General features: G+C 64.9%; 25 protein-coding genes and 1 pseudogene. 12 read left to right on the plus strand and 14 right to left on the minus strand.

Annotated elements, in window-relative coordinates:
* Positions 1–73 precede the first annotated feature (73 nt).
* From sucD to IVA92_RS18390, 7 genes are all read right to left on the minus strand, one after another.
* Entirely contained in the window at positions 74–958 is an 885-nt protein-coding gene (sucD, locus tag IVA92_RS18360) for a succinate--CoA ligase subunit alpha (protein ID WP_247281242.1), read from the minus strand.
* Between the two features lie 33 nt (positions 959–991).
* Positions 992–1,471 (minus strand): DUF1579 family protein, encoded by a 480-nt coding sequence (locus IVA92_RS18365; RefSeq protein WP_247281243.1) that lies wholly within the window; start codon positions 1,469–1,471, stop codon positions 992–994.
* Between the two features lie 4 nt (positions 1,472–1,475).
* Positions 1,476–2,672, minus strand: coding sequence for an ADP-forming succinate--CoA ligase subunit beta (gene sucC / locus IVA92_RS18370; RefSeq protein WP_247281244.1), 1,197 nt, complete (start codon positions 2,670–2,672; stop codon positions 1,476–1,478).
* Positions 2,673–2,881: 209 nt separating this feature from the next.
* Positions 2,882–3,850 carry a malate dehydrogenase gene (mdh, locus tag IVA92_RS18375; RefSeq protein WP_247281245.1) on the minus strand — a complete coding sequence of 323 codons (969 nt, stop codon included), beginning with the start codon at positions 3,848–3,850 and terminating at the stop codon, positions 2,882–2,884.
* Between the two features lie 249 nt (positions 3,851–4,099).
* Positions 4,100–5,284, minus strand: coding sequence for a cell division protein ZapE (zapE, locus tag IVA92_RS18380; protein WP_247281246.1), 1,185 nt, complete (start codon positions 5,282–5,284; stop codon positions 4,100–4,102).
* A 171-nt stretch (positions 5,285–5,455) separates the two neighbouring features.
* Entirely contained in the window at positions 5,456–5,992 is a 537-nt protein-coding gene (thpR, locus tag IVA92_RS18385; protein ID WP_091893084.1) for an RNA 2',3'-cyclic phosphodiesterase, read from the minus strand.
* 174 nt (positions 5,993–6,166) lie between these two features.
* Positions 6,167–6,802: an arylesterase gene (locus tag IVA92_RS18390; RefSeq protein WP_247281247.1), complete on the minus strand. Its 636-nt coding sequence runs from the start codon at positions 6,800–6,802 to the stop codon at positions 6,167–6,169.
* Positions 6,803–6,857: 55 nt separating this feature from the next.
* Here IVA92_RS18390 and IVA92_RS18395 point away from each other — a divergent pair, with 55 nt between their 5' ends.
* From IVA92_RS18395 to IVA92_RS18410, 4 genes are all read left to right on the plus strand, one after another.
* Positions 6,858–7,580 (plus strand): ABC transporter ATP-binding protein, encoded by a 723-nt coding sequence (locus IVA92_RS18395; RefSeq protein ID WP_247281248.1) that lies wholly within the window; start codon positions 6,858–6,860, stop codon positions 7,578–7,580.
* The gene (locus IVA92_RS18400; RefSeq protein ID WP_247281249.1) at positions 7,577–10,147 is read left to right on the plus strand and encodes an FtsX-like permease family protein; all 2,571 of its coding nucleotides are present in this window, start codon (positions 7,577–7,579) and stop codon (positions 10,145–10,147) included. Before IVA92_RS18395 ends, IVA92_RS18400 begins: the two co-directional genes overlap by 4 nt.
* 269 nt (positions 10,148–10,416) lie before the next feature.
* Positions 10,417–11,208, plus strand: coding sequence for a Bax inhibitor-1/YccA family protein (locus IVA92_RS18405; RefSeq protein ID WP_247281250.1), 792 nt, complete (start codon positions 10,417–10,419; stop codon positions 11,206–11,208).
* Between the two features lie 330 nt (positions 11,209–11,538).
* Positions 11,539–12,069, plus strand: a complete 531-nt coding sequence (locus IVA92_RS18410) for a GNAT family N-acetyltransferase (RefSeq protein ID WP_247281251.1) — start codon at positions 11,539–11,541, stop codon at positions 12,067–12,069.
* Positions 12,070–12,094: 25 nt separating this feature from the next.
* Here the strand turns inward: IVA92_RS18410 and IVA92_RS18415 are convergent, their stop codons facing one another.
* The 3 genes from IVA92_RS18415 to acnA form a co-directional block, all read right to left on the minus strand.
* Positions 12,095–12,466, minus strand: a complete 372-nt coding sequence (locus tag IVA92_RS18415; RefSeq protein WP_247281252.1) for a DUF2794 domain-containing protein — start codon at positions 12,464–12,466, stop codon at positions 12,095–12,097.
* Between the two features lie 597 nt (positions 12,467–13,063).
* Positions 13,064–13,840: a DUF1223 domain-containing protein gene (locus IVA92_RS18420; RefSeq protein WP_247281253.1), complete on the minus strand. Its 777-nt coding sequence runs from the start codon at positions 13,838–13,840 to the stop codon at positions 13,064–13,066.
* 232 nt (positions 13,841–14,072) lie between these two features.
* The gene (gene acnA, locus IVA92_RS18425; protein ID WP_247281254.1) at positions 14,073–16,793 is read right to left on the minus strand and encodes an aconitate hydratase AcnA; all 2,721 of its coding nucleotides are present in this window, start codon (positions 16,791–16,793) and stop codon (positions 14,073–14,075) included.
* A 240-nt stretch (positions 16,794–17,033) separates the two neighbouring features.
* Here acnA and ccmA point away from each other — a divergent pair, with 240 nt between their 5' ends.
* The 5 genes from ccmA to IVA92_RS18450 all read left to right on the plus strand — a co-directional run bounded on the left by ccmA (position 17,034) and on the right by IVA92_RS18450 (position 20,238).
* A complete protein-coding gene (gene ccmA / locus IVA92_RS18430; protein WP_247281255.1) occupies positions 17,034–17,636 on the plus strand; it encodes a heme ABC exporter ATP-binding protein CcmA in 603 nt (200 codons plus the stop codon).
* 277 nt (positions 17,637–17,913) lie between these two features.
* The gene (gene ccmB, locus IVA92_RS18435; RefSeq protein ID WP_247281256.1) at positions 17,914–18,582 is read left to right on the plus strand and encodes a heme exporter protein CcmB; all 669 of its coding nucleotides are present in this window, start codon (positions 17,914–17,916) and stop codon (positions 18,580–18,582) included.
* Positions 18,583–18,674: 92 nt separating this feature from the next.
* Positions 18,675–19,466 (plus strand): heme ABC transporter permease, encoded by a 792-nt coding sequence (locus IVA92_RS18440; RefSeq protein ID WP_247281257.1) that lies wholly within the window; start codon positions 18,675–18,677, stop codon positions 19,464–19,466.
* Positions 19,463–19,648: a heme exporter protein CcmD gene (ccmD, locus tag IVA92_RS18445; protein WP_247281258.1), complete on the plus strand. Its 186-nt coding sequence runs from the start codon at positions 19,463–19,465 to the stop codon at positions 19,646–19,648. The genes IVA92_RS18440 and ccmD overlap by 4 nt, the downstream gene beginning before the upstream one ends.
* Positions 19,645–20,238 (plus strand): DsbE family thiol:disulfide interchange protein, encoded by a 594-nt coding sequence (locus tag IVA92_RS18450; RefSeq protein ID WP_247281259.1) that lies wholly within the window; start codon positions 19,645–19,647, stop codon positions 20,236–20,238. Before ccmD ends, IVA92_RS18450 begins: the two co-directional genes overlap by 4 nt.
* Positions 20,239–20,394: 156 nt before the next feature.
* On the opposite strand, the gene IVA92_RS18455 is transcribed toward IVA92_RS18450, so the two are convergent.
* Both IVA92_RS18455 and ftsY read right to left on the minus strand, forming a co-directional pair.
* Positions 20,395–20,997, minus strand: a complete 603-nt coding sequence (locus IVA92_RS18455; RefSeq protein WP_247281260.1) for a septation protein A — start codon at positions 20,995–20,997, stop codon at positions 20,395–20,397.
* Between the two features lie 2 nt (positions 20,998–20,999).
* Positions 21,000–21,944: a signal recognition particle-docking protein FtsY gene (ftsY, locus tag IVA92_RS18460; RefSeq protein ID WP_247281261.1), complete on the minus strand. Its 945-nt coding sequence runs from the start codon at positions 21,942–21,944 to the stop codon at positions 21,000–21,002.
* A gap of 47 nt (positions 21,945–21,991) precedes the next feature.
* On the opposite strand from ftsY, the gene IVA92_RS18465 reads away from it, so the two are divergent.
* Positions 21,992–22,693: an RNA pseudouridine synthase gene (locus IVA92_RS18465; protein ID WP_247281266.1), complete on the plus strand. Its 702-nt coding sequence runs from the start codon at positions 21,992–21,994 to the stop codon at positions 22,691–22,693.
* A gap of 225 nt (positions 22,694–22,918) precedes the next feature.
* Complete coding sequence (locus IVA92_RS18470) at positions 22,919–24,028, plus strand: DUF2336 domain-containing protein (protein WP_247281262.1); 1,110 nt, start codon at positions 22,919–22,921, stop codon at positions 24,026–24,028.
* 132 nt (positions 24,029–24,160) lie between these two features.
* Here the strand turns inward: IVA92_RS18470 and mtaB are convergent, their stop codons facing one another.
* Together mtaB and dapF are read right to left on the minus strand one after the other, a co-directional pair.
* Positions 24,161–25,414, minus strand: a complete 1,254-nt coding sequence (gene mtaB / locus IVA92_RS18475; RefSeq protein WP_247281263.1) for a tRNA (N(6)-L-threonylcarbamoyladenosine(37)-C(2))-methylthiotransferase MtaB — start codon at positions 25,412–25,414, stop codon at positions 24,161–24,163.
* The gene (dapF, locus tag IVA92_RS18480) at positions 25,414–26,289 is read right to left on the minus strand and encodes a diaminopimelate epimerase (protein WP_247281264.1); all 876 of its coding nucleotides are present in this window, start codon (positions 26,287–26,289) and stop codon (positions 25,414–25,416) included. The genes mtaB and dapF overlap by 1 nt, the downstream gene beginning before the upstream one ends.
* A gap of 258 nt (positions 26,290–26,547) precedes the next feature.
* Between dapF and IVA92_RS18485 the strand changes: the two are divergent.
* Positions 26,548–26,792 (plus strand): annotated as a pseudogene (locus IVA92_RS18485) (AraC family transcriptional regulator); the annotation flags it as partial.

Genomic DNA, 26,792 nt, shown 5'->3' on the forward strand with positions numbered 1-26,792 from the left:
GAGGCTCGGCGCGACAGGCACCCTTTACCCTATTTGCTGCGAAACTTCGCCCGGAAAAATACGAAGAAGTGAATTACCCCTTCAACTTTTCGGCAAGCGTATGACCAAGGCGTGCGGGCGACGGAGAGACCAGGATTCCGGCCGATTTCATCGCTTCGGTCTTGGAACCGGCGTCGCCCTTGCCGCCCGAGATGATCGCGCCGGCGTGGCCCATCCGGCGGCCGGGAGGTGCGGTGACACCGGCAATGAAGCCGACCATCGGCTTGTTGCGGCCGCGCTTGGCCTCGTCCTTGAGGAACTGGGCGGCGTCCTCCTCGGCGGAACCGCCGATCTCGCCGATCATGATGATCGACTCGGTCTTGGGATCGGCGAGCAGCATTTCCAGCACGTCGATGAACTCGGTTCCCTTAACCGGGTCGCCGCCGATGCCGACGGCAGTGGTCTGGCCGAGGCCCTCCTGGGAGGTCTGGAACACGGCTTCATAGGTCAAAGTGCCGGAGCGGGAGACGATGCCGACGCTGCCGGTCTTGAAGATGTTGGCCGGCATGATGCCGATCTTGCACTCGCCCGCGGTCATGACGCCCGGGCAGTTCGGCCCGATCAGGCGCGACTTGGAACCGATCAGCGAGCGCTTCACCCGCACCATGTCGACGACCGGAATGCCTTCGGTGATGCAGACGATCAGCGGAATCTCGGCATCGATGGCTTCGCAGATCGCGTCCGCCGCGCCCGGCGGGGGCACGTAGATCACCGACGCATCGGCGCCGGTCTTCTCACGCGCCTCGCGCACGGTATCGAACACCGGCAGGCCCAGATGCGTCGCGCCGCCTTTACCCGGCGAGGTGCCGCCGACCATCTTGGTGCCATAGGCAATCGCGGCCTCGGAATGGAAGGTGCCGTTCTTGCCGGTAAAGCCCTGGCAGATGACCTTGGTGTTCTTGTCGATCAGGATGGACATGAGGTCTGCTTTCGCGAACTAACGAGTGAGAGGTCAGTGGATGCGGCGGTAGACGCCGGTGAGCACGTCGGCCCAGCCTTCCGCGTCCGGCGAGAACTGGATCTTCAACGAATAGGAATTGTCGTCGATGATCTCGTAGACGTGGCGCGCATTGCCGCGGAGCGAGCCGCGCACCAGCGTCAGGGTCTTGCCGACCCAGCCGCCGGAGGCGGGCGAGGGCGGCGTGTAGCCGAGCGAGTCGTACCAGAACAATTTGTAGGTCCGATCGTCGCGGTCGTAGGTGAAGATGCCGTGAGTGGCGAAGACCTGCTTGCCGTCGCGCATCTGGACCGAGTCCTGGATCAGATAGAACCCGTTGAGCTCCAACCGCGCGACGACGTGAGAGGTGGCCGGTCCGCCCTCCGTCCAGCGCGACGGGAAGACCATCTCTTCACCATCCCATTCGCCGGCAAACGCGGCGAGGCGCGCGTGCTCGGGGAGCGGAGATGATGCGGCGAGATGGTCCTGGGCCATGACCTTAGCCTCCCTTGACGGCCTTCACGATCTTCTGCGCGGCGTCGTCGAGATTGTCGGCCGGCACCACATTCAGGCCGGATTCACGGATGATCTTCTTGCCGAGCTCGACATTGGTGCCTTCGAGGCGCACCACCAGCGGCACGCTGAGACCGACCTCGCGGACGGCGGCTGTGACGCCCTCGGCGATCACGTCGCACTTCATGATGCCGCCGAAGATGTTGACCAGAATGCCCTTCACGTTGGGGTCCGCGGTGATGATCTTGAAGGCGGCCGCGACCTTCTCCTTGCTGGCGCTGCCGCCGACGTCGAGGAAGTTGGCCGGCGACATGCCGTAGAGCTTGATGATGTCCATCGTCGCCATGGCGAGACCGGCGCCGTTGACCATGCAGCCGATGTTGCCGTCGAGGGTGACGTAGTTCAGGTCGTATTTCGACGCCTCGATTTCCTTGGCATCTTCCTCGGTCTCGTCGCGCAGGGCGAGCACCTCGGGATGACGGAACAGCGCGTTGTCGTCGAACGAGACCTTGGCGTCGAGCACGCGGAGCTGGCCCTGCTTGGTCACGACCAGCGGGTTGATCTCCAGCATCGACATGTCCTTGGCGACGAAGGCGGCGTAGAGCTGCGCGGTGAGCTTTTCGGCCTGCTTGGCGAGATCGCCTGATAGCTTCAGCGCCTTCGCCACCGTGCGGCCGTGATGGCCCATGACGCCGGTCGCGGGATCGACCGAGAAGGTGACGATCTTCTCAGGGCTGTTGTGCGCGACCTCCTCGATGTTGACGCCGCCCTCGGTCGACACCACGAAGGAGACGCGCGAGGTCTCGCGATCGACCAGGATCGAGAGGTAGAATTCCTTGTCGATGTCGGAGCCGTCCTCGATGTAGAGGCGGTTGACCTGCTTGCCGGCGGGACCGGTTTGCACGGTCACCAGCGTCGCGCCCAGCATCTGCTTGGCGAATTCGGAGACCTCGGCGGCCGACTTGGCGATGCGGACGCCGCCCTTGTCGCCGGCGCTGGCTTCCTTGAATTTGCCTTTACCGCGGCCGCCGGCATGGATCTGGCTCTTCACGACCCAGACCGGACCCGGCAGCGCCTTGGCGGCGGCTTCCGCGTCGGCCGGCTTGAGGACGGGCACGCCCTTGGAAATTGGCACGCCGAACTCATTCAGCAGCGCTTTGGCCTGGTACTCATGAATATTCATATGGTCGCTCCCTGAACCCGCGGGCGGTGACCTCAAGGGCCCACCTCAGTCTTGTGGCTGGCATACCATATACCACAGGAACTGCAACCCGGATTCTTTGACTTCGAGATCTCTGGACTGCCGAACCGGAAAGCCCGGCACGATGCGCGGGCCCCGGAAACGGAACCGCCGAAGACCGGTTTTCGGACTTCGGCGGGAATTGCTGGCGCTTAGCGGCCGAGAAGATCGGGGGCGATCTTCTTGCAGGCGGCGACGAGGCCCTGCACCGCGCCGACCGACTTGTCGAAGGCCTCGCGGTCCTTGCCGGCGAGTTCGATCTCGACCACACGCTCGACGCCCTTGGAGCCGATCACGACGGGCACGCCGACATACATATCCTTCACGCTGTACTCGCCGTTCAGGTAGGCGGCGCAGGGCAGCACACGCTTCTTGTCCTTCAGATAGCTCTCGGCCATGGCGATCGCGGACGCCGCCGGGGCGTAGAAGGCCGAGCCGGTCTTGAGCAGATTGACGATCTCGGCGCCGCCGTTGCGGGTGCGGTCGACGATCTCGTCGAGACGCGCCTGCGAGGTCCAGCCCATCTTGACGAGGTCGGGCAGCGGGATGCCGGCGACGGTGGAGTACTTCACCAGCGGCACCATGGTGTCGCCATGGCCGCCGAGCACGAAGGCGGTGACGTCCTCGACGGAGACGTTGAACTCATCGGCCAGGAAGTAGCGGAAGCGTGCCGAATCCAGCACGCCGGCCATGCCGACGACCTTCTTGTGCGGCAAGCCCGAGGCCTTCTGCAGTGCCCAGACCATCGCGTCGAGCGGGTTGGTGATGCAGATGACGAAGGCGTCGGGGGCGTACTTCTTGATGCCGGCGCCGACCTGCTCCATGACCTTGAGGTTGATGGAGAGGAGGTCGTCGCGGCTCATGCCGGGCTTGCGCGGCACGCCGGCGGTGACGATGCAGACCTTTGCGTTGTCGAGCGCCTCGTAGGAGTTCGCACCGGCATAATGCGCGTCAAAACCGTCGACCGGGGAGGACTGCGCAATGTCGAGCGCCTTGCCCTGCGGCACACCCTCGGCGATGTCGAACATCACGACGTCGCCCAGTTCTTTCAGGCCGATGAGGTGAGCCAGCGTTCCGCCGATCTGACCGGAGCCAATCAAAGCAATCTTGTCGCGCGCCATGTGAGCCTGTCCTTTAGACACGTAAGGAGGGAAAACTGAGACGGGTGGTTATCCCTTTCGCCTCCCCCGTTCAAGTCGGTGGATGCCCAATTGTCGAGCTTGCCGCGATTCCGGCCAGCAGCCTCTAAGCCGTCATTCCGGGGCGCCTGCGCCATTGCGCGGGCGAACCCGGAATCTCGAAATTGTAGCGCGAGATTCCGGGTTCGCGCTGGCGCGCGCCCCGGAATGACCGGAGGATAGAAATAGGACTTAAGTCTCTACCAGACCCTTGGTCGAGCCGCTGGCGGTGGAATCTTTGCGGCCGTGAGGCAACGCCAGATAGGATTCCGAGCTCATCTCGATCAGGCGTGACGCGGTCCGGTTGAACTCGTTGGCCTCGTTGCCTTCGGTCGCAAGGTACAGCGCGATCGGGTTGGCATCGGCCGAGGCCATCAGCTTCACCGCATTGTCATAGAGCGTGTCGATCAGCGTGATGAAGCGCTTGGCGGCGTTGCGCTGAGAGACGTCCATCACTGGAATATGGTCGACCAGGATGGTGTGATAGTCCTGCGCGAGCCTGAGGTAGTCCGATGCCCCAAGCGGCTTCTCGCAGAGATCGGCGAACGAGAATCGCGCGATGCCATGGGCCGAGCATGGTACGTGCAGGATGCGTCCCTTGATTGAGATGTCGCGCGGCTTGCATCTGGCGCCGCCGCTCATCTTCGACCAGGCGCGGTCGAGCGCGGCATCCGCATCGGCATCTGCCGGTGTCAGCCACATCGGCACGCCCTGAAGCTTCTCCAGGCGGAAATCGGTGCGCGCGTCGAGCCGCGCAACGTCCATGTGATCGGTGATCTGCTTGATGAAGGGCAGGAACAGCGACCGGTTCAGGCCGCCCTTGTAGAGATCGTCGGGCGCGACGTTCGAGGTCGCGACCACGACGGTGCCGAGCTCGAACAATTTTGCGAACAGACGGCCGAGGATCATCGCGTCGGCGATGTCGGTGACGTGGAATTCGTCGAAGCAGAGCAGCCAGCTCTCCTCGAAGATCGCACTCGCGGTTAGCGCGATGACGTCGCCGTCGGCGATCTCGCCGCGCGCGATGCTCTGGCGATAATCGTAGATGCGCTCATGCGCCTCCGCCATGAACTCGTGGAAATGCGCGCGGCGCTTGTGCTCGACCGAGGAATGCTGAAAGAACAGGTCCATCAGCATGGTCTTGCCGCGGCCGACCTCGCCATGGATGTAGAGTCCGCGCGGCGCCTCGTCCTTGTCGCTGCTGAACAGGCGGCTGAGCAGACCCTGCTTGCGCGCGGGCTTGTAAGCCGCGAGCCGCTGGTCGAGCGCTGCATAGGCTTCGGCGATTTCGGCCTGCGCGGCATCAGGCTCGATCGCCCCGGAGGCGATCTGGGCTTGATAGGCTTCGCGGAATGAGGAACTGGGGGTCGAGAGCATGGCCCTTTCCGCCAGAGAAGGACGGAAATTGCAAGCCGTGAATTGGTGGACGGGGTATGCGGATTCGTGTCCCGGACGCGCTGGGCCGGGACCCACTGTTTCGTTCATCGCCAAATTTCGTTCAACGCGGAGCGCGGGGCCCCGGCTCTACGGCCGGGGCACAAGAGCGACCTACGCACACAGCTCGTAGGCGTCCTCGACGACATACGGGCCGCCGCCGGTGGAGGCGCGGGATGAGAAGAGAACAAAACGCTCCGCCATGAACGCCTTGCTCGGGAAGTAGCCGCGCAGCGAGAGATAGTCGGCAACGTCGCGATCGGAGGCGTCGTGCAGCCGGGCCAGCGTGACATGCGGGATGAACTTGCGGCCTTCAGGGTCGAGACCGATCCGCTGCATCATCCGTTCGAGCTCGGCCTGCAATTCCATCAGCGGCTTGCTCGGCGCGATCGTCGCAACGACTGCCCGCGGTTTGCGGCCGCCAAAACTCGTGAGGCCCTGCACCTTCACCTCGAACGGCTTGCGGTCGACGCGAAACAGCATCGAGGCGATCTCGTTGGCGGAGACACCGTCGATATCGCCGATGAAGCGCAAGGTGACGTGATAATTTTCGGGATCGATCCAGCGGGCGCCGGGAAGGCCGCCCCTCAAGTTGGAAAGCGACTGGCCGATCTCGGCCGGAATTTCCAGACCCGTGAACAAACGCGGCATCGTTTCGCACTCCCGATGCTTGGGTACAGCCCTCAAGGCAAGGACGGTATCCAAATTAGAGCCGGCGACGAATCACCGGTACCCTGATTCCTATCGCAGTTGTGTGACTCTGCGAAGCTTGGCCAACCTCACCCCGGTAAAACCCTGGGAATTACGGTTAGCATTGCCTGCTTTTCAACGCCGTTGCTCAGCGATCGTGCCAATGAATGCCTCCACCGTAGGCATGATCCTGTCGACGATGATGTCGACGCCGCCCGCGGTCGGATGGATGCCGTCGGCTTGGTTGAGCTTGGCGTCGGCGGCGACGGCGTCGAGAAAGAACGGATAGAGCGGCACGTCGAATTTCTTCGCCAGATCCGGATAAATCGAATTGAAGCGCGCGGCATAATCTGCGCCGTAATTCGGCGGCGCCAGCATGCCGCACAGCATCACCGCGATCTTGCGTCCCTTGAGCCGCTGGATGATGTCGCTGAGCGCGGCGCGCGTCAAATCGGGATCGATGCCCCGCAACGCGTCGTTGGCGCCGAGTTCGACGATGACGCCCTCGGTTCCTTCAGGCACCGACCAGTCCAGCCGATCGCGGCCGCCGGAGGAGGTGTCGCCGGACACCCCGGCATTGACCATGTCGACCGTTATGCCTTTGGCTTGCAAGGCTTTTTGGAGTTTCGTCGGGAATGCCTCCTGGGCCGGCAGGCCGAGACCAGCGCTCAAGGAATCGCCCAGCACGACGAGCTTGATCGGCTTCTGCCCCCCGGCCGAAGCCGTCGTGACGACCGTCATCAAAGCGAGCATCAACACGGCTATGTGCATGAACAATCCGTAACGCCTCTCGACCGCGCCAGCGGAGTTGCCATATGACCGGACCATGGACACTCGCATCGAAACCTCTTCGCTCGCCGGCACCGCGCCGGACACCATCGCCATCTCCAACGTCAATCTCTCATTGGGCACGGGTGCGGCACGCGTTCACATCCTCAAGGATATCAGCCTGCGTGTGGGCCGCAGCGAAACGATCGGCCTGATCGGCCCGTCAGGCTCGGGCAAATCCACGCTGCTGATGGTGATGGCCGGGCTGGAGCGTCCTGATAGCGGAGAGGTGGTGGTCAATGGTACGCCTTTCAATGCCCTCGACGAGGACGCGCTGGCCCGCTTCCGCGGCCGCCAGGTCGGCATCGTCTTCCAATCCTTCCATCTGATCCCGACCATGACGGCGCTGGAGAACGTTGCGGTGCCGCTCGAGCTCGCCGGCAATCCGGACGCCGCCAGGCGTGCGGCGCAGGAGCTGCAATCGGTCGGGCTCGGCGATCGATTGCATCATTATCCGACGCAGCTTTCCGGCGGCGAGCAGCAGCGCGTTGCGCTCGCGCGCGCGCTGGCGCCCGATCCCGCCATCCTCGTCGCCGACGAGCCGACCGGCAATCTGGATGAGGCCACCGGACAGCAGATCGTCGATCTCCTGTTCAGCAAGCATGCCGAGCGCGGCATGACGCTGGTGCTGGTCACGCACGATTCCTCGCTCGCGCACCGCTGCGATCGCGTGATCCGCCTGCGCTCCGGGCGCATCGACACCCAGACTGCGCCGGCATGAGCACGGCTGCCGAACCGTTGGCGAGGCCTAATGGCGTCGCGCTCTCGCTGCGCTACGCATTGCGCGAATTGCGCGGCGGCCTGCGCGGCTTCTACGTCTTCATCGCCTGCATCGCGCTCGGCGTGATGGCGATCGCCGGCGTCGGCTCGGTCTCGGCGAGCCTCTCCGACGGTCTTGCCCGCGAAGGCCGCACCCTGCTCGGCGGCGACGTTTCGTTCGTGCTGTTCCAGCGCGAGGCCAAGCCGGAAGAAGTCGCCTTCCTGCGCTCGCGCGGCACCGTGTCGACCGCCGCGACCTTGCGCGGCATGGCGCGCTCGACGGACGGCAAGCTGGCGCTGGTCGAGATGAAGGCGGTCGACGACAGCTATCCGATGCTCGGCCAGCTGAAACTTGCGCCGCCGCTGCCGATGTCCGAGCTGCTGGCGATGCGCGACGGCGCGTTCGGCGCTGCCGCCGATCCGACGCTGCTGGCGCGGCTGTCGCTCAAGACCGGCGACCGCGTCACCATCGGCTCGGCGACGTTCGAGATCCGCAGCACCGTCGAGGCCGAACCGGACAAGCTCGCCGGCGGCATCGGCTTCGGCCCGCGCTTCCTGATCAGCGAGGCGGGCCTGCACGCCACCGGCCTGATCCAGCCGGGCAGCCTGGTTCGCTGGGTCTACCGGGTGAAGCTGCCTGACGCCGCCAACAACGAACGCGCCACCGAGACTTTCATCACCGATGCGCGCAATGCCGCGCCGCAGGCCGGCTGGGAGATCCGCAGCCGCTCCAACGCCTCGCCGCAGCTCGAGCGCAACATCAATCGTTTCACCCAATTCCTAACGCTGGTCGGGCTCGCCGCGCTGCTGGTCGGCGGCGTCGGGGTTGCCAATGCCGTGAAGAGTCATATCGACCGGAAGCTCGAGGTGATCGCGGCCTTCAAAGCCGTCGGCGCCACGGGCCGCGACGTGTTCGGCATCTATCTCGCGCAGGTGATCCTGCTCGCTGCGATCGGCTCGGCGATCGGCCTTGCGCTCGGCGCCGCGATGCCCTTCGCCATCGTCGGCCTGTTCGGCAAGCTGTTGCCGCTGCCGGTCGTGCCGGCCGTGCATGCCGACGAGCTCGCGTTGTCCTTCATCTATGGCCTGCTCACCGCGCTGGCCTTCGGCCTCTGGCCGCTCGGCCGCGTCCACGACGTGCCCGTGGCCGCGCTGTTCCGCGACACCATCAGCTCCGAATGGCACCGGCCGCGCCTGGGCTACCTCGTGTTCATGGGCGTTGTGATCGTCCTGCTCGTTGCCGTCGTGATCGGTCTCTCATTCGACAAGCGCATCGCCGCGGTGTTCGTGGCGTCCTCCATCGTCGTGTTCGCCCTGCTGCGCGGCATCGCCGCCTTGCTGATGGCCATCGCTCGGCGGCTGCCGCGAACGCAGCTGCCGATGCTGCGGCTCGCCATCGCCAACATCCACCGGCCGGGCGCGCTGACGCCGTCCGTCGTGCTGTCGCTGGGGCTCGGGCTCGCCGTGCTTGTCACCATCACCCAGATCGACGGCAATTTGCGTCGGCAGTTTCTGGCCGCGCTCCCCGATCAGGCGCCATCGTTCTTCTTCATCGACATCCCGAGCGCGCAAGCCGAGCAGTTCGACGGTTATCTGCGCCAGATCGCTCCCGGCGCCAAGGTCGAGGACGTGCCGATGCTGCGCGGCCGCATCGTCGGCGCGCGCGGGTTGCGCGCCGAGGAGCTCAAGCCCTCCACCGATTCCGAATGGGTGCTGCAGAGCGACCGTGGCCTGACCTACACCGGCGAGCTGCCGAAGGGTTCCAAGGTGGTCGAGGGCGAATGGTGGAGCGCCGACTATTCCGGCCCGCCGCTGGTCTCGATGGAAAAGAAGATTGCTGACGGTCTCGGCCTCAAGCTTGGCGACGAGGTCGTGGTCAACGTGCTCGGCCGCGACATCCCGGCTAAAATCGGCAATCTGCGCACCATCGACTGGCAGGGCCTCGGTATCAACTTCGTCCTTGTGTTCTCGCCCAACGCCTTCAAGGGCGCGCCGCATACCCATATCGCAACGTTGACTGAAGCCGACGGCAATGCTGCGGGCGACGGCCAGATCATCAAGCAGGTGGCGGATGCCTATCCGATGGTGACCAGCGTGCGCGTGCGCGAGGTGATGGAGACGGTCGGCTCGGTGGTGACCAACCTGGCGCTGGCGATCCGCGGCGCCAGCGCCGTGACCCTGATCTCGGCGATCCTGGTGCTCGGCGGGGCGCTCGCCGCTGGTCATCGCCACCGGGTCTATGATGCGGTGATCCTGAAGACGCTGGGCGCGACGCGGCTGCGGCTGCTCGGCGCCTATGCACTCGAATACCTCCTGATCGGGCTCGCCACCGCCTTGTTCGGCGTGATCGCCGGCAGCATCGCGGCCTGGATGATCGTGACGCGGCTGATGACGCTGAGTTTCGTCTGGCAGGCCGGCAGCGCGGCCGGCGTGGTCGCGGCCGCGCTCGTCGTCACGGTCGGGCTCGGGCTCGCCGGCACGTTGCTGGCATTGAACAAAAAGCCCGCGACGGTGTTGCGGAATTTGTGACAAAAGGTAGCGGCTGACCGCGCGGGAGCGGAATCGCACGATTCCTGCGGTTAACCACGTCCTCCCGTCAGGATTGTGGCCGAGGGCGACATTCGGCCGCGCGTGGACGGTTGCGGTGAATGTGTTAGTTTCCCACATATCGAGTGGGTTCGGAGCCCCGATTGTGAGCCAGAATTTAGTCGGCTGGCATCGGTATCCGAGATAGAACTGACGAACCGGCGGCATGGCGACCCTCGTGCCGGACCGGACCAACCAACGGGAATTCGACCATGTCGGACCTAGACCGTAACTACGCTTCTCCTTTCGGCAGGGCCGCCGGGCGTGTTGACGCCGCGACGGTCGATGCCGGCCTGCGCGCCTATATGCTGCGCATCTACAATTACATGAGCATTGGCCTGGCCATCACGGGCCTGGCGGCGCTCGGCGTCTACATGGCCGCCGTGACGGATGTCCCGACGCCGGAAGCCGTCCGCGTCGGCAAGCTGTTCCTGACGCCGTTCGGCTACGCGATGTTCGTGAGCCCCCTGAAGTGGCTGTTCATGCTGGCGCCGCTCGCGATGGTGTTCGTGATCTCGGCGGGCATCAACCGTCTGGCACCCTCGACTGCCCAGATCCTGTTCTGGGTTTTCTCGGCGCTGATGGGCATCTCGCTGTCGTCGATCTTCCTGGTGTTCACGCACACCTCGATCGTGCGGGTGTTCTTCATCACCGCAGCCACCTTCGGTGCGCTGAGCCTCTACGGCTACACCACCAAGCGTGACCTGACTGGCATGGGCTCGTTCCTGTTCATGGGCCTGATCGGCATCGTCATCGCGAGCCTGGTCAACCTGTTCCTGGCGAGCTCGATGCTGCAGTTCATCGTGTCGGTGGTCGGCGTGCTGGTGTTTGCGGGCCTCACCGCCTGGGATACCCAGCGGCTGAAGAACGACTACATCTACGGCTACGCCTCGGCCGGCGGTGACATCGCAGAGCGTGCGGCCATCACCGGCGCGCTATCGCTGTACCTGAACTTCATCAACCTGTTCACGCTGCTGTTGCAGCTCCTCGGCCAGCGCGATTAAGCGATAGGCTGAGAGAACGACATCAGCCCCGGCCGAAAGGCCGGGGTTTTTGTTTGGGGCAGATGTCGTCACATACCCGGTGTCGTCGCCCGCCACCGGGTCTCGCCTTTGGCGGGCCCGATGACGGGCTCCGGCGGGCGATCCAGTATCCAGAGACGTTCGTGATAAGCCGAGGAGCCGCGGCGTACTGGATGCCCCGCCCCCGTGCGCAATTGCGCACTAGGCGGGGCATGACAGCGGAGAAGATCGAGGCTGCTGCGCCTGCAATGACGGCTGGGAAGCAGCCCTGCCCTCTTCCAGCGGCCGCGGGAAGGCTCTAATCTTGCCGCCATGTCCGCACCCGAAATCAGGCCCGCGCTCGAGGCCGATCTTCCCGCCATCACCGCCATTTACCAGCAGGCCGTCCGCGAGGGCACCGCGACGTTCGAGTTGGAGCCGCCCGATGTTGCCGAGATGACGCGCCGCTATCGCGCACTGATCGACGGCGGCTATCCCTATTTCGTGGCGATCCTTGATCGTCGCGTCGCCGGCTATGCCTATGCCGGTGCCTACCGGCCGCGGCCGGCCTACCGCTTCACGGTGGAGAATTCGATCTATCTCGATCCCTCGTTCCACCGCCGCGGTGTCGGCTCTCTGCTGCTGGAGCGGCTGATCACCGAATGCGAGGCGCGCGGCTTTCGGCAGATGATCGCGGTGATCGGCGATTCCGCCAATGCCGGCTCGATCGGCGTTCACGCCAAGAGCGGCTTCAAGATGATCGGCACGCATCCCAATGTCGGGCTGAAATTCGGCCGCTGGCTCGATACGGTGATGATGCAGCGCGCCCTCGGCGAGGGTGCAAGCACGGTGCCGGGGAAGTAGGCGCGTTGCGCCCACCCGACGCCGCCTACACCACCGCCAGCTTGCGATCGATCACCAGCAGCACGCGCTCGAGCTCGTGACCGCGGCGCAGGATCAGGCCGGTCGCCGAGATCACGCTGTACATGCCCTGCTTGCGCGCGAGCCGCGGGTCCTTCTCGATGCGATAGATCGGCACTTCCGAGGCGCGGCGATAGACCGAGAACACGGCGCGGTCCTTCAGGAAGTCGATGGCGTAGTCGCGCCACTCGCCGTCGGCGACCATGCGGCCATAGAGATTGAGAATCCGGTGCAGTTCGAGGCGGTTGAACGTCACCCGGTTCGGCAGCGGCGTCGCAGCGGCGGGGCGCGTCGCCGCGCGCTGCTCGCTCGGAGCGGCATCCTCCGACATCAGACTCATGGGAAGCGCCTCCTGATCGCGCGACATGACCCCGCATCCCCGAAGACCGTCCCGGGAACTGCGCTCATGACAATTGCATGATCGCGCCAACCGTACCGCGCCGCAAGGGGCTCCCTTGCTCAACCAATGGAATCGGTTGCGGATCCGAACACACGCAGCGGTGGAACTCTGTCGCGGCAAACCGTCACGGCATCGTTAGCAGGAATCATAGTATCGCCGCTTTTCCGCCTAGCGACTGCCGCCCTGCATTGCGAAAAGACTTACGTGCGTTGACCCGGTCCTTCGGTTCCGGATTCCTCAGCCCCCAGCCCCCCGGGGTCGACAGGATCGGGTCTGTACGCACGGCAAGGAGGGCCAACGCAAGTTGGTCCTTTTTTGTTTGGATCGGGATGTTCCTGGTCCTGCGAACTTGTCTCTGATTCGCACTCTATGATCCGCACAAAAGCTGTCTCTCCTCATCCTGAAGGCCGCGCTCTTGCGCGGCGTCTCGAAGGATGGAGGCCCATTGCATCAGCGGGGGGCCTTTCATGGTTCGAGACGCGCGCAAGGGCGCGCTCCTCACCATGAGGATTGAAAGCAGAGTACGACGCCAAGAAATCAGTGCAGCGACGTGTACGCCGCGCCCAGCATCGGGCCCGGCTTCTCTCGGCTGCCATCCTGGACATAGACCACCGCGCCGTCGACGCCATCGCGCGTGAGATTCTCGATCGGCACCGTCCAGCTTTCCGGACGGCCGGTCCAGTCGCCGACCTTCAGCAGGTTGCGTACGACGTTGTGATAGGTGACCTGCTGTCCGCGATTTTCGCCGCGGGTGATCGTGATGGGCACCGACTTGGCGATCGAGCAGATCCAGACCTCGCCATGCGAGACCGTGGGCTCGTTGCTCCCGGCCACCGAGACGTTGATCTGCTTGCCCGCAAGCGACATCGTCACCGGCACGCTCATCACTCCCGTGCCCTTGTCGGTCTTACCGATTGCATTCTCGATGCCGGTCCGATCGCTGCCGATGACATGGGTCGAGCCATTGACGACGACCTGCGGCGTGTAGACCTCACGGTCGCCGCGCACGCGCGAGTAGGCACGCTGCCGTGCAGAGAAGCGTGAATCCGCCAGCGTGTCCTTCCAGCCGAGATAGTCCCAATAGTCGATCGGCATGCTCAACGCGATGACCGAGGGATCTTTGGACAGATCGCCGATGATCTTGTCGGCGGGCGGACAGGACGAGCAACCCTGCGAGGTAAACAATTCGACAACGGCGCGGGGATCAGCCTCGGCGGGGCGGATGACGGCGACGATCGCACAGATGCCGAGAGCACCCGACCAGAGGGCACTGGACCAACGTGAAACCGGATGAGAAGCCGTCATTGTTGTCATGTCGAACGCCGCACACCATTGCTTGTGAGAGGGAATCTTATCGCCTGATGGTCACCGTAGTCTTACGGGGCGCGGCACATTCGTCCTTCCAGGCAACCGTCCAGGAGGAGGTTTTCCACCGGCCGGGCCCATCCGAAACGTGCCGCAAACGCGCGAAGGCGGCCTTTTGATAGGCCGCCTTCGTTCAGGCTTCTACTCACTTCGCAGTGAGCCATCGTTCACAAATCCGCGCTTAGGCCGCGAGCTTGCGCAGCACGTAGTGCAGAATGCCGCCGTTGCGGTAGTAGTCGAGCTCGTCCAGCGTATCGATGCGGCAAAGCAGCGAAACGCGCTGCAATGAACCGTCGCCGGAGACGATCTCGGCGGTCAGCTTCTGGCGCGGCTTGAGGTCGCCGACGAGGCCGCGCAGCGTGACCTTCTCGTCGCCCTTGAGACCCAGCGACTGCCACGAGGTGCCCTCCTCGAAGGTCAGCGGCAGCACGCCCATGCCGACCAAGTTCGAGCGGTGGATGCGCTCGAAGCTCTGGCAAATCACCGCGCGAACGCCGAGCAGGCGCGTGCCCTTTGCGGCCCAGTCGCGCGAGGAGCCGTTGCCATATTCGGCGCCGGCGAACACCACCAGCGGCACCTTCTCTTCCTGGTACTTCATCGCGGCGTCGTAGATCGACATCTGCTCGCCGTCGGGCCAGTGCTTGGTCAGACCGCCTTCCGGAATGTTGCCGTCGGCGCCCTTCAGCATGAAGTTCTTGATGCGAATGTTGGCGAAGGTGCCGCGCATCATGACTTCGTGGTTGCCGCGGCGCGTGCCGTACTGGTTGAAGTCGGCAGGGCGCACCTGGTGCTCGCTGAGATATTTGCCCGCGGGCGAGGTGAGCTTGATCGAGCCGGCCGGCGAGATGTGGTCGGTGGTGATCTTGTGGCCGAACATGGCGAGGATGCGCGCCTCGACGATGTCGGTGACCGGCTCCGGCTCCTTCTTCATGCCGTCGAAATATGGCGGGTTCTGCACGTAGGTCGAGCTCATGTTCCAGCGATAGGTCTCGCTCTCGACCGTCTTGATCTTGCGCCAGTTGGTGTCGCCCTTGAACACGTCGGCATACTTCTTCTTGAAGATCGACGCGGTCACGAACCTCTTCATGAAGGCGTTGATTTCTTTCGTCGTCGGCCAGATGTCCTTCAGGTACACCGCCTTGCCGTCCTTGCCTTCGCCGAGCGGCTCGGTGGCGAGGTTCTTGGTCACGCTGCCCGCGAGCGCGTAGGCGACGACCAGCGGCGGCGAGGCCAGATAGTTCGCCTGCACGTCCGGCGAGACGCGGCCCTCGAAATTGCGGTTGCCGGAGAGCACGGCGGCCGCGACGATGCCGTTGTCGTTGATCGACTTCGAGATCTCCTCCGGCAGCGGACCGGAATTGCCGATGCAGGTGGTGCAGCCGAAGCCGACCAGGTTGAAGCCGACCTTGTCGAGGTCGGCCTGAAGGCCGGAATTGGCGAGATATTCCGCGACTACCTGGCTGCCCGGGGCAAGCGAGGTCTTCACCCACGGCTTCGCCTTGAGGCCCTTCGCTGCCGCATTGCGTGCGAGCAGGCCGGCCCCGATCAGGACGCTCGGATTCGAGGTGTTGGTGCACGAGGTGATCGCGGCGATCACGACGTCGCCATGGCCGAGATCGAAATTCTTGCCTTCGACGGGGAAGCGCTTCGCAGGCTCCTCGGCCTTCTTGTACTCGCTGCTGAGCGCGAGCGAAAAGCCTTCCGCGACCGTGGGCAGCGCAATGCGGCCTTCGGGGCGCTTCGGGCCGGCCAGCGACGGCACGACGTCGCCGAGGTCGAGCGTCAGCGTTTCCGTGAACAGCGGGTCGGGCGATTTGGCGGTGCGGAAGAGCCCTTGCGCCTTCGCATAGGCCTGCACCAGCGCAACGCGCGCCGAGGCCCGGCCGGAGGTCTTGAGATAGTCGAGCGCGGCGGCGTCGACCGGGAAGAAGCCGCAGGTCGCGCCATACTCAGGGGCCATGTTGGCGATGGTCGCCTTGTCGGCGACGGAGAGATGGTCGAGACCGGGGCCGAAGAACTCGACGAACTTGCCGACGACGCCGAGCTTGCGCAGCATCTGCGTCACGGTCAGCACAAGGTCGGTCGCGGTGACGCCCTCCTTCAGCGCGCCCTTCAGCTTGAAGCCGACGACGTTGGGCAGCAGCATCGACAGCGGCTGGCCGAGCATGCAGGCTTCCGCCTCGATGCCGCCGACGCCCCAGCCGAGCACGGCCAGGCCGTTGACCATGGTGGTGTGGGAATCGGTGCCGACCAGCGAGTCGGGATAAGCGACCTCGAAGGTGCCGGTCTTCTTGCCGACCGTCATCTTTTCCTTCTTGGTCCAGACCGTCTGGGCCAGATATTCCAGATTGACCTGGTGGCAGATGCCGGTGCCGGGCGGCACGACGGAGAAGTTCGAGAACGCCTTCTGGCCCCACTTCAGGAACTCATAGCGCTCCTGATTCTGCTTGTATTCCTCGGTGACGTTCTTGCCGAAAGCCTTGTTGTCGCCGAAGAAGTTCACGATCACGGAATGGTCGATGACGAGATCGACGGGGACCAGCGGATTGATCTTCTCCGGCTCGCCGCCGAGCTTCTGCATCGCGTTGCGCATCGCGGCGAGGTCGACCACCGCGGGCACGCCGGTGAAGTCCTGCATCAGGACGCGCGCCGGGCGGAATGCGATCTCATGCTCCAGCGACTTCTTGCGCAGCCATTTCGAGACGGCGACGATGTCTTCTTTCTTGACCGAGCGGCCGTCCTCGTTGCGCAGCAGGTTCTCGAGCAGGACCTTCATCGAATAGGGAAGTTTCGAAATTCCCTTCAGACCATTCTTCTCGGCCGTGGGCAGGCTGTAATAGACATAGGTCTTGGCGCCGACCTTGAGGGTCTTTTTGCATTTGAAGCTGTCGAGCGAGGTCATGTAGGAATCCCAATTGCTAGTTATACCCGGCAGGGTATTTTAACACCGTCAGCGTATCAGGCTGGGCCGCTTGCAGGGGCAGGTTGAGTTGCTGCATCAAGTAGTTCCGGGCTTATAGAAGCTTTCTAACCGCGCCGCCACAGCCACAATCGTGCCGCAGCAATTCGCGAGCCAAAAATTCCCATGCGCTACCCCAAGATTTCCTGAGGCCCGGCTTTGAGCGGGTTGAAACGAAGCGAGATGCGGCTTTCCGGCAGCGGACTCAGATGCGTGCGGGGCGGACGCGAGGTGTTCGCCAGCCTCGATTTTGCGGCCGCCTCGGGCGAAGCCCTGGCGGTCGTCGGCCGCAACGGATCGGGCAAGACTTCGCTGCTGCGGCTGATCGCCGGCCTGCTCATTCCGGCCGGCGGGACGATCGCGCTGGACGGGGGCGATGGCGAGCTGACGCTGCCGGAGCAGTGCCATTATCTCGGCGATCGCGATGCACTGAAGCCGGCGCTGAGTGTGACGGAAAATCTGGCATTCTGGGCTGATTTTCTCGGCGGCGAGCGCTGCGATGCCGCCGAGAGCCTCACCAAGGTCGGCCTCGACCACGCCACCCACCTGCCGGCCGCCTTCCTCTCCGCGGGCCAGCGCCGCCGGTTGTCATTGGCCCGGCTGCTGACGGTGCGCCGCCCGGTCTGGCTGCTGGACGAGCCGACCACGGCGCTGGATGCCGGCGGTCAGAACATGTTTTCCGGATTGATGCGAGAGCACTTGGCAAGCGGCGGCCTCATCATCGCCGCCACCCACGCCCCGCTGGGGATCGACTCGCGCGAGCTGCGGATCGGGGGTATGGCGTGATCGGACCCGACCCTCAGCTTTCCGAGCGGCTGGGCACGGCTCTCTCCATTCCCTCCCCCCTTGTGGGGGAGGGTCCGGGAGGGGGGTGCCACACGGCGCGGCCTTTCGGTTCTAGCGTTGAAGTGGCGAGCGCTCTGTTGCCCGCAGTTCGCTTCCGACGAGCATCCCGCCCGGGGCTACCCCCCTCCCCAGCCCTCCCCCACAAGGGGGGAGGGAGCGCAGTTTGCCCGTGGCGCCAGCCGGCCATGCATGGGCGCGGCCTCGAAGGAAGCCCCCCATGACCGCCCTTGCCGCGCTCATCCGCCGGGACATCCGGATCGCGCTTCGCGTCGGCGGCGGGGCATTGATTGGCGTGCTGTTCTTCCTCACCGTGGTGGTGCTGATGCCGTTCGCGGTGGGCCCGGATCTGGCGCTGCTGTCGCGGCTCGGGCCGGCCATCCTGTGGCTCGGTGCGCTGCTGGCGAGCCTGCTCACGCTGGACCGGCTGTTCATGGCCGATCATGAGGACGGCTCGCTCGACCTGATCACGATGAGCCGGACGCCGCTGGAACTGGCCTGCGCTGCGAAAGCGCTGGCGCACTGGCTGGCCGCCGGCCTGCCGCTGATTGTCGCAACCCCGGTGCTCGGCCTTTTGCTCAACCTCGACATGGTCGCAACCGGCGCGGTGGCGCTGACGCTGCTGGCAGGCACCCCGGCGCTCACCTTCACCGGCATGATCGGCGCGGCGTTGGCGGTGACGCTGCATCGCGGCGGGCTTTTGATGGCCGTGCTGGTGCTGCCGCTGTCGATTCCGGTGCTGATTTTCGGGGTCGCGGCCTCGCAGGCGGTGATCGTCGGTCCCATGACGTTCGGCGCGCCGTTCTCGATCCTCTGCGCAGTGTCGCTGGTCAGCCTCGTCGTCGGCCCTTTCGCGGCGGCGGCGAGCCTGCGGCATGGACTCGACTGAGATGAGCTCGCCTCACCTTGACCCCCATCAACTCTCGCGACGCACTTTCGTGCTGATTGCCTGAGCGCTCCCGGATCATTATCACAATAACCATGACGCTGATCGACCTCGCCAATCCCACGCGGTTCCTCGCACTAACAGCGCGCCTGCTGCCGTGGCTTGCGGCTGCGACCGTCATCCTGCTCACCATCGGCCTGTACCAATCAGCGCTTGCGCCCGACGATTATCAGCAGGGCGCGACGGTGAAGATCATGTTCATCCACGTGCCCAATGCCTGGCTCTCGATGTTCGTGTGGGGCGTCATGAGCATCGCCTCGCTGGGCACGTTGGTATGGCGGCATCCGCTCGCCGATGTCGCCGCCAAAGCGGCAGCGCCGATCGGCGCCGCCTTCACCTTCCTCGCGCTGCTCACCGGCTCGCTGTGGGGACGGCCAATGTGGGGCACCTATTGGGAATGGGACGCGCGGCTGACATCGGTGCTGATCCTGTTCCTGATGTATCTCGGCCTGATGGCGCTGTGGCGCGCGGTCGACGATCCCTCGCGCGCGGCACGCGCCGCCGCGGTGCTGACGCTGGTCGGCGCCATCAACCTGCCCATCATCAAGTTTTCCGTCGATTGGTGGAACACGCTGCATCAGCCGGCCTCGGTGATGCGCATCGGCGGCTCGGCACTCGACAAATCGTTCCTGATCCCGCTGCTGGTGATGGCGATCGCCTTCACGCTGCTGTTCGTCACGTTGCACTTAGCTGCGATGCGCAACGAGATCCTGCGCCGCCGTGTCCGCTCCCTGCAGATGGTGCAGGCGAGCCGCGTCGCGTTTTCGAGCGAGTTAAGCGCCGGTTCGCGTGAAGAAAACGCGTCAAAAGAAGCTGGGGCTGCGTGATGATAACGCTCGGCCCATACGCGTCGTTCATCGTGATGTCCTATGCCGCAGCGGCCCTCGTGGTCGTGCTCCTGATCGGCTGGGTCATGCTCGACTACCGCAGCCAGATTGCGCGCCTGCGCGAGCTCGATCGCAGCGGCGTTACCCGCCGCTCCGGCCGCAGCGCGACGGACAGATCATGAGCAATCCATCGAGCCAGGCGACGCAGCAGCGTCGCACCTTCCTGATGGTGCTGCCGCTGATCGCCTTCATCGCGCTGGCCCTGCTGTTCTGGTTTCGGCTCGGCAGCGGCGATCCCTCGCGGATTCCGTCCGCGCTGATCGGACGGCCTGCGCCGCAAACCCTGCTGCCGCCGCTCGAAGGATTGCAGGCTGACAATGCGCCGGTGCCGGGGCTCGATCCCGCCGCGTTCAAGGGCAAGGTCAGCCTCGTCAACGTCTGGGCGTCCTGGTGCGTGCCCTGCCATGACGAGGCGCCGCTGCTGACCGAGCTCGCCAAGGACAAGCGCTTCCAGCTCGTCGGCATCAACTACAAGGACGCGGCCGACAACGCGCGGCGCTTCCTCGGGCGCTATGGCAACCCGTTCAGCCGCGTCGGCGTGGACGCCAACGGCCGCGCCTCGATCGAATGGGGCGTCTATGGCGTGCCGGAGACCTTCGTCGTCGGCCCCGAGGGCACCATCGTCTACAAGCTGGTTGGACCGATCACGCCGGACAATCTGCGCACCGTGTTATTGCCGCAGCTGGAGAAGGCGTTGAAAGCGGGGAGCTAGCTCCGCGCTCTCGTGCGACACACTCAACTGTCATCGCCCGACTTGATCGGGCGATCCAGTATTCCAGAGACGTCAGCAGTATACGGAGAAGCCGCGGCGTACTGAATTCCCCGCTTGCGCGGGGAATGACAGCGGTACGTGGGGCGACGTTTCGCCCTAGCCCTTGCTCACATCTCCCGCCTCGGCCTCGCTCGCTTCCAGCGACGCCGGCGCAAGGTGGTAGCGCTTGGTCAGCGGCAACTGGGCGACGGCGAAGATCATGGTCAGCGTCGTCACGCCGAAGACCTTGAAGTTCACCCAGAAGTCCGTGCTCTGGGTGCGCCAGATGATCTCGTTCAGCACCGCCATGCCGGCAAAGAACAGCGCCCAGCGCAGCGTCAGGATGCGCCAGCCGTGCGGCGTCAGATTGAACACCTGATCGAACATCACGGCAATGAAGGAGCGGCCGAACAGCAGGCCGCCGCCGAGGATCGCGGCGAACAGGCCGTAGATGATGGTCGGCTTGACCTTGATGAAGGTCTCATCGTGTAGCACCAGGGTCAGCGTGCCGAACACCAGCACGATCACGGCCGTCACGATCGCCATGATCGGGATGTGCCGCGTCACCATATAGGACGCGGCCATCGCCGCCACGATTGCCACCATGAAGGCACCGGTCGCGGCGAACAGGTTGAACCTGGCATTGACGAAGAAGAACACGAGCAGCGGACCGAGCTCGGTCGCAAGCTTGAACAACGGATGCGGCTGGGTCTTGTCCATTCTCAACTTTCGATTCCGGCGATCGCGCGGGCGAAATCGCGCGCGGTGAAGGGCGCGAGATCGTCGACGCCCTCGCCGACGCCGATGAAATGCACCGGCAGTTTGAATTTTTCCGCCAGCGCCACCAGGATGCCGCCGCGCGCGGTGCCGTCGAGCTTGGTCATCACGAGGCCGGTGACCCCGGCGGTGCGGTGAAAGGCCTCGACCTGCGACAGCGCGTTCTGGCCGACGGTGGCATCCAGCACCAGCAGCACCGCATGCGGCGCGGTGGCATCCACCTTGCGGATGACGCGCACGACCTTCTCGAGCTCGTTCATCAGTTCGGCCTTGTTCTGAAGCCGACCCGCGGTGTCGATCAGGAGGACGTCGGCGCTCTGCTCCTTTGCTGCCGTCAGCGCGCTGAAGGCAAGGCTCGCCGAATCCGAGCCTTGCGCGCCGGCGATGACCGGCGTCTTGGTGCGCTCGCCCCAGACCTTGAGCTGTTCGATCGCCGCCGCGCGAAAGGTGTCGCCGGCAGCCAGCATCACCTTGCGGCCTTCGGAGGCGAATTTTTGCGACAGCTTGCCGATGGTGGTGGTCTTGCCGGAGCCGTTGACGCCGACCACGAGGATGACGAACGGCTTCTTGCCCGCATCGATCTCGAGCGGCTTCGCCACCGGCGCGAGCACCTTCTCGACCTCGGTGGCGACCACGTCCTTGACCTCGTCCGCCGAGATCGCCTTGTCGTAGCGCCCCGTACCGACGGCATCCGCGATCCGCACTGCGACTTGCGTGCCGAGATCGGCGCGCAGCAGCACGTCCTCGATGTCGTCGAGCATGGCGCGATCGAGCTTGCGCTTGGTGACGAGATCGGCGACCGCGGTCCCGAGCGAGGACGAGGTGCGCTTCAGCCCGTCGGACAGGCGGCGCCACCAGCTCAGCTTGGGGGTCTCGGAGGTATCGTTCATGGTGGGGGTGTGTTAGCCGTTCCGACGATTAAACGAAAGTCTTGCAATTGCTCGATGTTCCCGAATTGACCGCTGATGAGATTTTGGCCCGCGTGCTCCATCGCGACGGCTTGATGCTGGTCATCGACAAGCCGGCCGGCCTGCCGGTGCATCGCGGCCCCAAGGGCGGGGCGAACCTCGAAGCCTCCTTCGACGCGCTGCGCTTCGGTCTGCCGCGGCCGCCGGTGCTGGCTCACCGGCTCGACAAGGACACCTCAGGCTGTCTCGTGCTCGGCCGCCATCGCAAAGCCACCGCCTCGCTCGGCCTGCTGTTCAAGCACGGCAAGATCGGCAAGACCTACTGGACCGTGGTCGAGGGCGGCCCTGATGAAGATGAAGGCACCATCGACATGCCGCTCGGCCGCCTCAATGCCGAGCGCGGATGGTGGCAGAAGCCGGATCCCGAAGGGCAGAAGGCGATCACCAATTGGAAGGTGATGGGCCGGGGCGCGGGCCTCGCCTGGCTCGCCATGGAACCGGTGACCGGCCGGACCCACCAATTGCGGGTGCATTCGGCCGCGACCGGCTGGCCGATCATCGGCGATAACATTTACGGCAACGGCCCGCGCTTCGGCGAGCCGCGCCTGCACCTGCATTCCCGCGAGATCGTGGTGCCGATCTCCCGGAACAAGGAGCCGATCCGCGTCGTGGCGCCGGCCCCGCCCCACATGCACGAGCGCCTCCGCGCCTGCGGATGGCACGGGGACTAGCCCGGCAGCCAGCCCTCATGGTGAGGAGGCGCGTCAGCGCCGTCTCGAACCATGAAAGTCCCGTGCTGTTGCAGTTGAGCCTCGATCCTTCGAGACGCCCGCTTTGCGGGCTCCTCAGGATGAGGGGCAACAAGCCCATGGTTTACGAAACGTTCAGCGCTCGCCTCTAATGATAGCGGTTGCTTAGAACAAGCTTCTGTAACCGCTCAGGACGAGCAGCGCGTGATGTCCAAGGCCGAGCTATCGATCATCGACGAGGTCGAATCCGCGATACGGATGGGCTCGCCGGAAAAGGGGCTGGAGACGGCCCGGCGCGTCACGGACCTGTTCCTGTCTTCCGCCGCCAGCTTTGACGACGAGCAGATCGCGCTGTTTGACGACGTGCTCGAGCGCCTCATTGGCACCATCGAGCTGCGCGCCGTCGCCGACATCGGCGCCCGAATTGCGCTCGCCGAGATCAGCGCGCAGCTCGCTCCGATCGCGCAGGCGCCGCCATCCGTGATCCGCCGCCTCGCCAGCAATGACGAGATCCGTATCGCCGGACCCGTGCTCCAGGAATCCGCGCGCCTCGACGATGGCGAGCTGGTGAAGATCGCATCATCCAAGGGCGAGCCGCATCTGCTCGCGGTCGCCGGCCGCTGGTGGCTGAGGGAGATCGTCACCGATGCGCTGCTGGCGCGGCGCTATCCCAGCGTCAGCCGGCGGCTCGCCGCCAATCCCGGCGCCCGCGTCTCCGGCAGCGGATTTGCCATCATCGTCGGACAGGCCGAAAGCGATCCGGAGCTCGCGGTCAGCGTCGGCGTCCGCGTCGATTTGCCGTCGGAGCTGCGCCGCCGATTGCTGCGTTCGGCGACGGATGCGGTGCGCACCCGCCTGTTGTCGCGCGCCCCACCGCATCTGTTCGAGGAAATCCAGAGCGCAATTGCCGCCGCCACCGTCGGCGTCGAGCGCGAGATGTCTGGCGTTCGCGATTTCGAAGGCGCCAAGCGGGCCATCGCAAATCTCAAGACGATCGGCCAGCTCAACGAAGCGACGCTACTCGGCTTCGCCACGCAGCGGCGCTATGAGGAGACCGTCGCGGCCCTGGCGGCGCTGTCCGGATCGACCGTCGAGGTGATTCGCCCGCTGATGCAGAGCCTGCGCGACGACGGCCTCCTGGTGCCGTGCAAGGCCGCGCAGCTCAGCTGGGAAACCACCGCAGCCGTGCTCGAAAGCCGTTTTGCGACGGGCGCGATGAAGCGGGCTGATCTTGCGCGCTCGCAGGGCCATTTTGCGAGAATGACGACGGAGAATGCGCGGCGCACGCTGCGGTTCTGGCAGGTGCGGGCCCTGTAGGGCACACCGTGTACCATATCGGCGGTGTCATCACCCGCGAAGGCGGGTGATCCAGTATTCCAGAGACGTTTGTGAGATACGGAGAAGCCGCGGCGTACTGCCTCGCCCGGCCAAGCCGGACGACGACACCGACTATGTGATCAGCCGCTCGCCATCGCTGCCAACAATCCTGAGCGGCACGACACTGCCCACACGTTCGCCCGCAATCGCCACCGGCAGATAATGCTCCGTGCGTCCCTGGCCTTCGCTCTCGATCAGCACCTCGCGCGCGGCGCCGATCTCGGCTTGCAGTCGCTGCCGAAATGCCGCCTCACCGGCTGCACGCAGCCGCTTCGCACGTTCTTTGATCGCGCCGCCCGCAACCTGCGGCATTCGCGCGGCCGGCGTGCCGGGGCGTGGCGAGTAGGGAAAGACGTGCAGGAACGTCAAACCACATTCCTCGACGAGATCGAGCGAGCGCGAGAACATGTCCTCGGTCTCGGTCGGGAAGCCCGCGATGATGTCGGCGCCAAAAATGACGTCCGGGCGCAGGCGGCGCACCTGGTTGCAGAACGCGATCGCATCCTGCCGCGAATGCCGCCGCTTCATGCGCTTCAAGATCAGGTCGTCGCCGGATTGCAGCGACAGGTGCAGATGCGGCATCAGTCGCGCATCGTCGGCGATGGCATCGAGCAGATCGTCATCTGCCTCGATCGAATCGATCGAGGAGATGCGCAGGCGCATCAAGTCCGGCACGTGCCGCAAAATCTGCTTGGTCAGCATGCCGAGCTTGGGCGCGCCCGGCAGGTCGGCGCCGTAGCTGGTGAGATCGACGCCGGTCAGTACGATCTCGCCGTGACCGCGCTCCACCAGCGCCCGCACCTGATCGACCACAGCGCCCATCGGCACCGAGCGCGAGTTGCCGCGGCCGAACGGGATGATGCAGAAGGTGCAGCGATGGTCGCAGCCGTTCTGCACCTGCACGAAGACGCGCGGCAGGCCGGCGGCAAAGCCGTCGATCAGATGCGGCGCCATCGCCTTCACTGCCATGATGTCGCTGACGGCAATCTTCTCGCTGGCACCGATGTCGAATGCATCGCGCGCATCGCGCCATGCGGACGAGCGCATCTTGTCGTCATTGCCGACGACGCGATCGACCTCGGCCATGTCGGCGAACATCGCGCTTTGCGTTTGCGCGGCGCAGCCGGTGACCACGATACGCGCACCGGGCCGCTCGCGCTTCAATTTGCGGATCGACTGGCGCGCCTGCGCCACCGCCTCGTTGGTGACGGCGCAGCTGTTGATGACGATGGTGTCGGAGAGGCCGGCACCTTCCGCCTCGCGGCGGATCACCTCGGCCTCGAAGGCGTTGAGGCGGCAGCCGAAGGTGACGATGTCGACGGCCATCAGCCGACCGGCGCGAACAGCGCCGGATCGAAATTGCCTTCATATTCGAAGGTCGCGGTGCCCGTCATCAGCACATGGTCGTCGCGCTCGCGCCATTCGATGGCGAGCTTGCCGCCGGGCAATGTGATCTCGACATTGCGATTGGCGCGCTTCAGCCGCGCCGCGGCGACAGCCGCGGCGCAGGCTGCCGAACCGCAGGCCTTGGTGAGGCCGGCGCCGCGCTCCCAGGTGCGAATCGTGATGTGGTCGCGATCGACGATGTGAGCAAGCGTAATATTGGCGCGCTCGGGGAAGATCGGATGGTTTTCGAGCAGAGGACCAAAGCGCTCGAGATCATAGGCGCTGACCTCCTCGACCCAGAAGACCGCGTGCGGATTGCCCATGTTCACCACCGAGGGCGAATGCAGGATCGGATTGTCGATCGGCCCGATCTGCAATTCGATGTAGCGGGTGTCGCGAAACTCTTCCGCCAGCGGAATGTCCTGCCAGCCGAACTTCGGCGCGCCCATGTCGACGGTATAGAGGTCGGGCGTCGGGCCCTGCCAGCAATTGAGCAGGCCCGCAGCCGTCTCGAACGTCGCCGTGGTCTGTCCGCTCTTCTCGAAAATGCGGCGCACGACGCAGCGCATGCCGTTGCCACAGGCACCGGCTTCGGAGCCGTCATTGTTGTAGATGCGGATAAAGGCCTCAGTGCCGTCCAGCCGCGGCTTCTGCAGCACCATGAGCTGGTCGTAAGCCACGCCGCCATTTGCGGACGCCACCGCCCGCGCGTCGTCCGGCGTGACCTTTGCTGTGGAATCGCGCATGTCGACAACGACGATCTCGTTGCCGATGCCGTTCATCTTGGCAAATGCGTGGTTGGCCAGCGCGCTCATGAAAATTCCCGAATTTCGCCCGTCTTATATGGCGATCCTTGCCGGCTTGGCCAGCGGTTTACTGCGGAGCGCCCGGGCCGCGGCCCGCGACGCCGCCCATGACGCATCTGTCATGGGACGAATTCGGCGCCCGCGTGTTAGAACGGCGCCATTCGCGCGAACCGGGAGGCGCGGCCGGGCGCAAAGCGGGATTTAGGCCTTGGTGGGCAAGGTCTTGGAGCCCAAGGTCTTGGTGCCCAAGTTCTTGGGGAGAATAGAATGATTAGGTTTCGTCGTCTCGCTCTGGCCGCGCTGATCCCGGCGGCCATGTCGTTTGGTCTGTCTGCCGCTCGGGCACAAAGTCCGAGCCCGGCGCCCGCCGCGTCAGTAAGCCCCTCGCCGGCCTCGCCGGCGCCTGCCGCGAGTGCTTCGCCTGCGCCGATGGCAACGCCCGCGCCGGCGGCGAGCGCCTTACCCGCCCCTGCTGCGACGCCCTCGCCCGCAGCCAGCGCCTCACCCACTTC

It is taken from the genome of Bradyrhizobium sp. 154, from assembly GCF_023073875.1.
Lineage (GTDB): Bacteria > Pseudomonadota > Alphaproteobacteria > Rhizobiales > Xanthobacteraceae > Bradyrhizobium.

Bases quoted from the DNA above. Each gene is read 5' to 3' on its own strand.
- sucD (WP_247281242.1), bottom strand. From the start codon at position 958: ATGTCCATCCTGATCGACAAGAACACCAAGGTCATCTGCCAGGGCTTT.
- IVA92_RS18365 (WP_247281243.1), bottom strand. From the start codon at position 1,471: ATGGCCCAGGACCATCTCGCCGCATCATCTCCGCTCCCCGAGCACGCG.
- sucC (WP_247281244.1), bottom strand. From the start codon at position 2,672: ATGAATATTCATGAGTACCAGGCCAAAGCGCTGCTGAATGAGTTCGGC.
- mdh (WP_247281245.1), bottom strand. From the start codon at position 3,850: ATGGCGCGCGACAAGATTGCTTTGATTGGCTCCGGTCAGATCGGCGGA.
- zapE (WP_247281246.1), bottom strand. From the start codon at position 5,284: ATGCTCTCGACCCCCAGTTCCTCATTCCGCGAAGCCTATCAAGCCCAG.
- thpR (WP_091893084.1), bottom strand. From the start codon at position 5,992: ATGCCGCGTTTGTTCACGGGTCTGGAAATTCCGGCCGAGATCGGCCAG.
- IVA92_RS18390 (WP_247281247.1), bottom strand. From the start codon at position 6,802: ATGCACATAGCCGTGTTGATGCTCGCTTTGATGACGGTCGTCACGACG.
- IVA92_RS18395 (WP_247281248.1), top strand. From the start codon at position 6,858: ATGGACACTCGCATCGAAACCTCTTCGCTCGCCGGCACCGCGCCGGAC.
- IVA92_RS18400 (WP_247281249.1), top strand. From the start codon at position 7,577: ATGAGCACGGCTGCCGAACCGTTGGCGAGGCCTAATGGCGTCGCGCTC.
- IVA92_RS18405 (WP_247281250.1), top strand. From the start codon at position 10,417: ATGTCGGACCTAGACCGTAACTACGCTTCTCCTTTCGGCAGGGCCGCC.
- IVA92_RS18410 (WP_247281251.1), top strand. From the start codon at position 11,539: ATGTCCGCACCCGAAATCAGGCCCGCGCTCGAGGCCGATCTTCCCGCC.
- IVA92_RS18415 (WP_247281252.1), bottom strand. From the start codon at position 12,466: ATGAGTCTGATGTCGGAGGATGCCGCTCCGAGCGAGCAGCGCGCGGCG.
- IVA92_RS18420 (WP_247281253.1), bottom strand. From the start codon at position 13,840: ATGACAACAATGACGGCTTCTCATCCGGTTTCACGTTGGTCCAGTGCC.
- acnA (WP_247281254.1), bottom strand. From the start codon at position 16,793: ATGACCTCGCTCGACAGCTTCAAATGCAAAAAGACCCTCAAGGTCGGC.
- ccmA (WP_247281255.1), top strand. From the start codon at position 17,034: ATGCGGCTTTCCGGCAGCGGACTCAGATGCGTGCGGGGCGGACGCGAG.
- ccmB (WP_247281256.1), top strand. From the start codon at position 17,914: ATGACCGCCCTTGCCGCGCTCATCCGCCGGGACATCCGGATCGCGCTT.
- IVA92_RS18440 (WP_247281257.1), top strand. From the start codon at position 18,675: ATGACGCTGATCGACCTCGCCAATCCCACGCGGTTCCTCGCACTAACA.
- IVA92_RS18450 (WP_247281259.1), top strand. From the start codon at position 19,645: ATGAGCAATCCATCGAGCCAGGCGACGCAGCAGCGTCGCACCTTCCTG.
- IVA92_RS18455 (WP_247281260.1), bottom strand. From the start codon at position 20,997: ATGGACAAGACCCAGCCGCATCCGTTGTTCAAGCTTGCGACCGAGCTC.
- ftsY (WP_247281261.1), bottom strand. From the start codon at position 21,944: ATGAACGATACCTCCGAGACCCCCAAGCTGAGCTGGTGGCGCCGCCTG.
- IVA92_RS18470 (WP_247281262.1), top strand. From the start codon at position 22,919: ATGTCCAAGGCCGAGCTATCGATCATCGACGAGGTCGAATCCGCGATA.
- mtaB (WP_247281263.1), bottom strand. From the start codon at position 25,414: ATGGCCGTCGACATCGTCACCTTCGGCTGCCGCCTCAACGCCTTCGAG.
- dapF (WP_247281264.1), bottom strand. From the start codon at position 26,289: ATGAGCGCGCTGGCCAACCACGCATTTGCCAAGATGAACGGCATCGGC.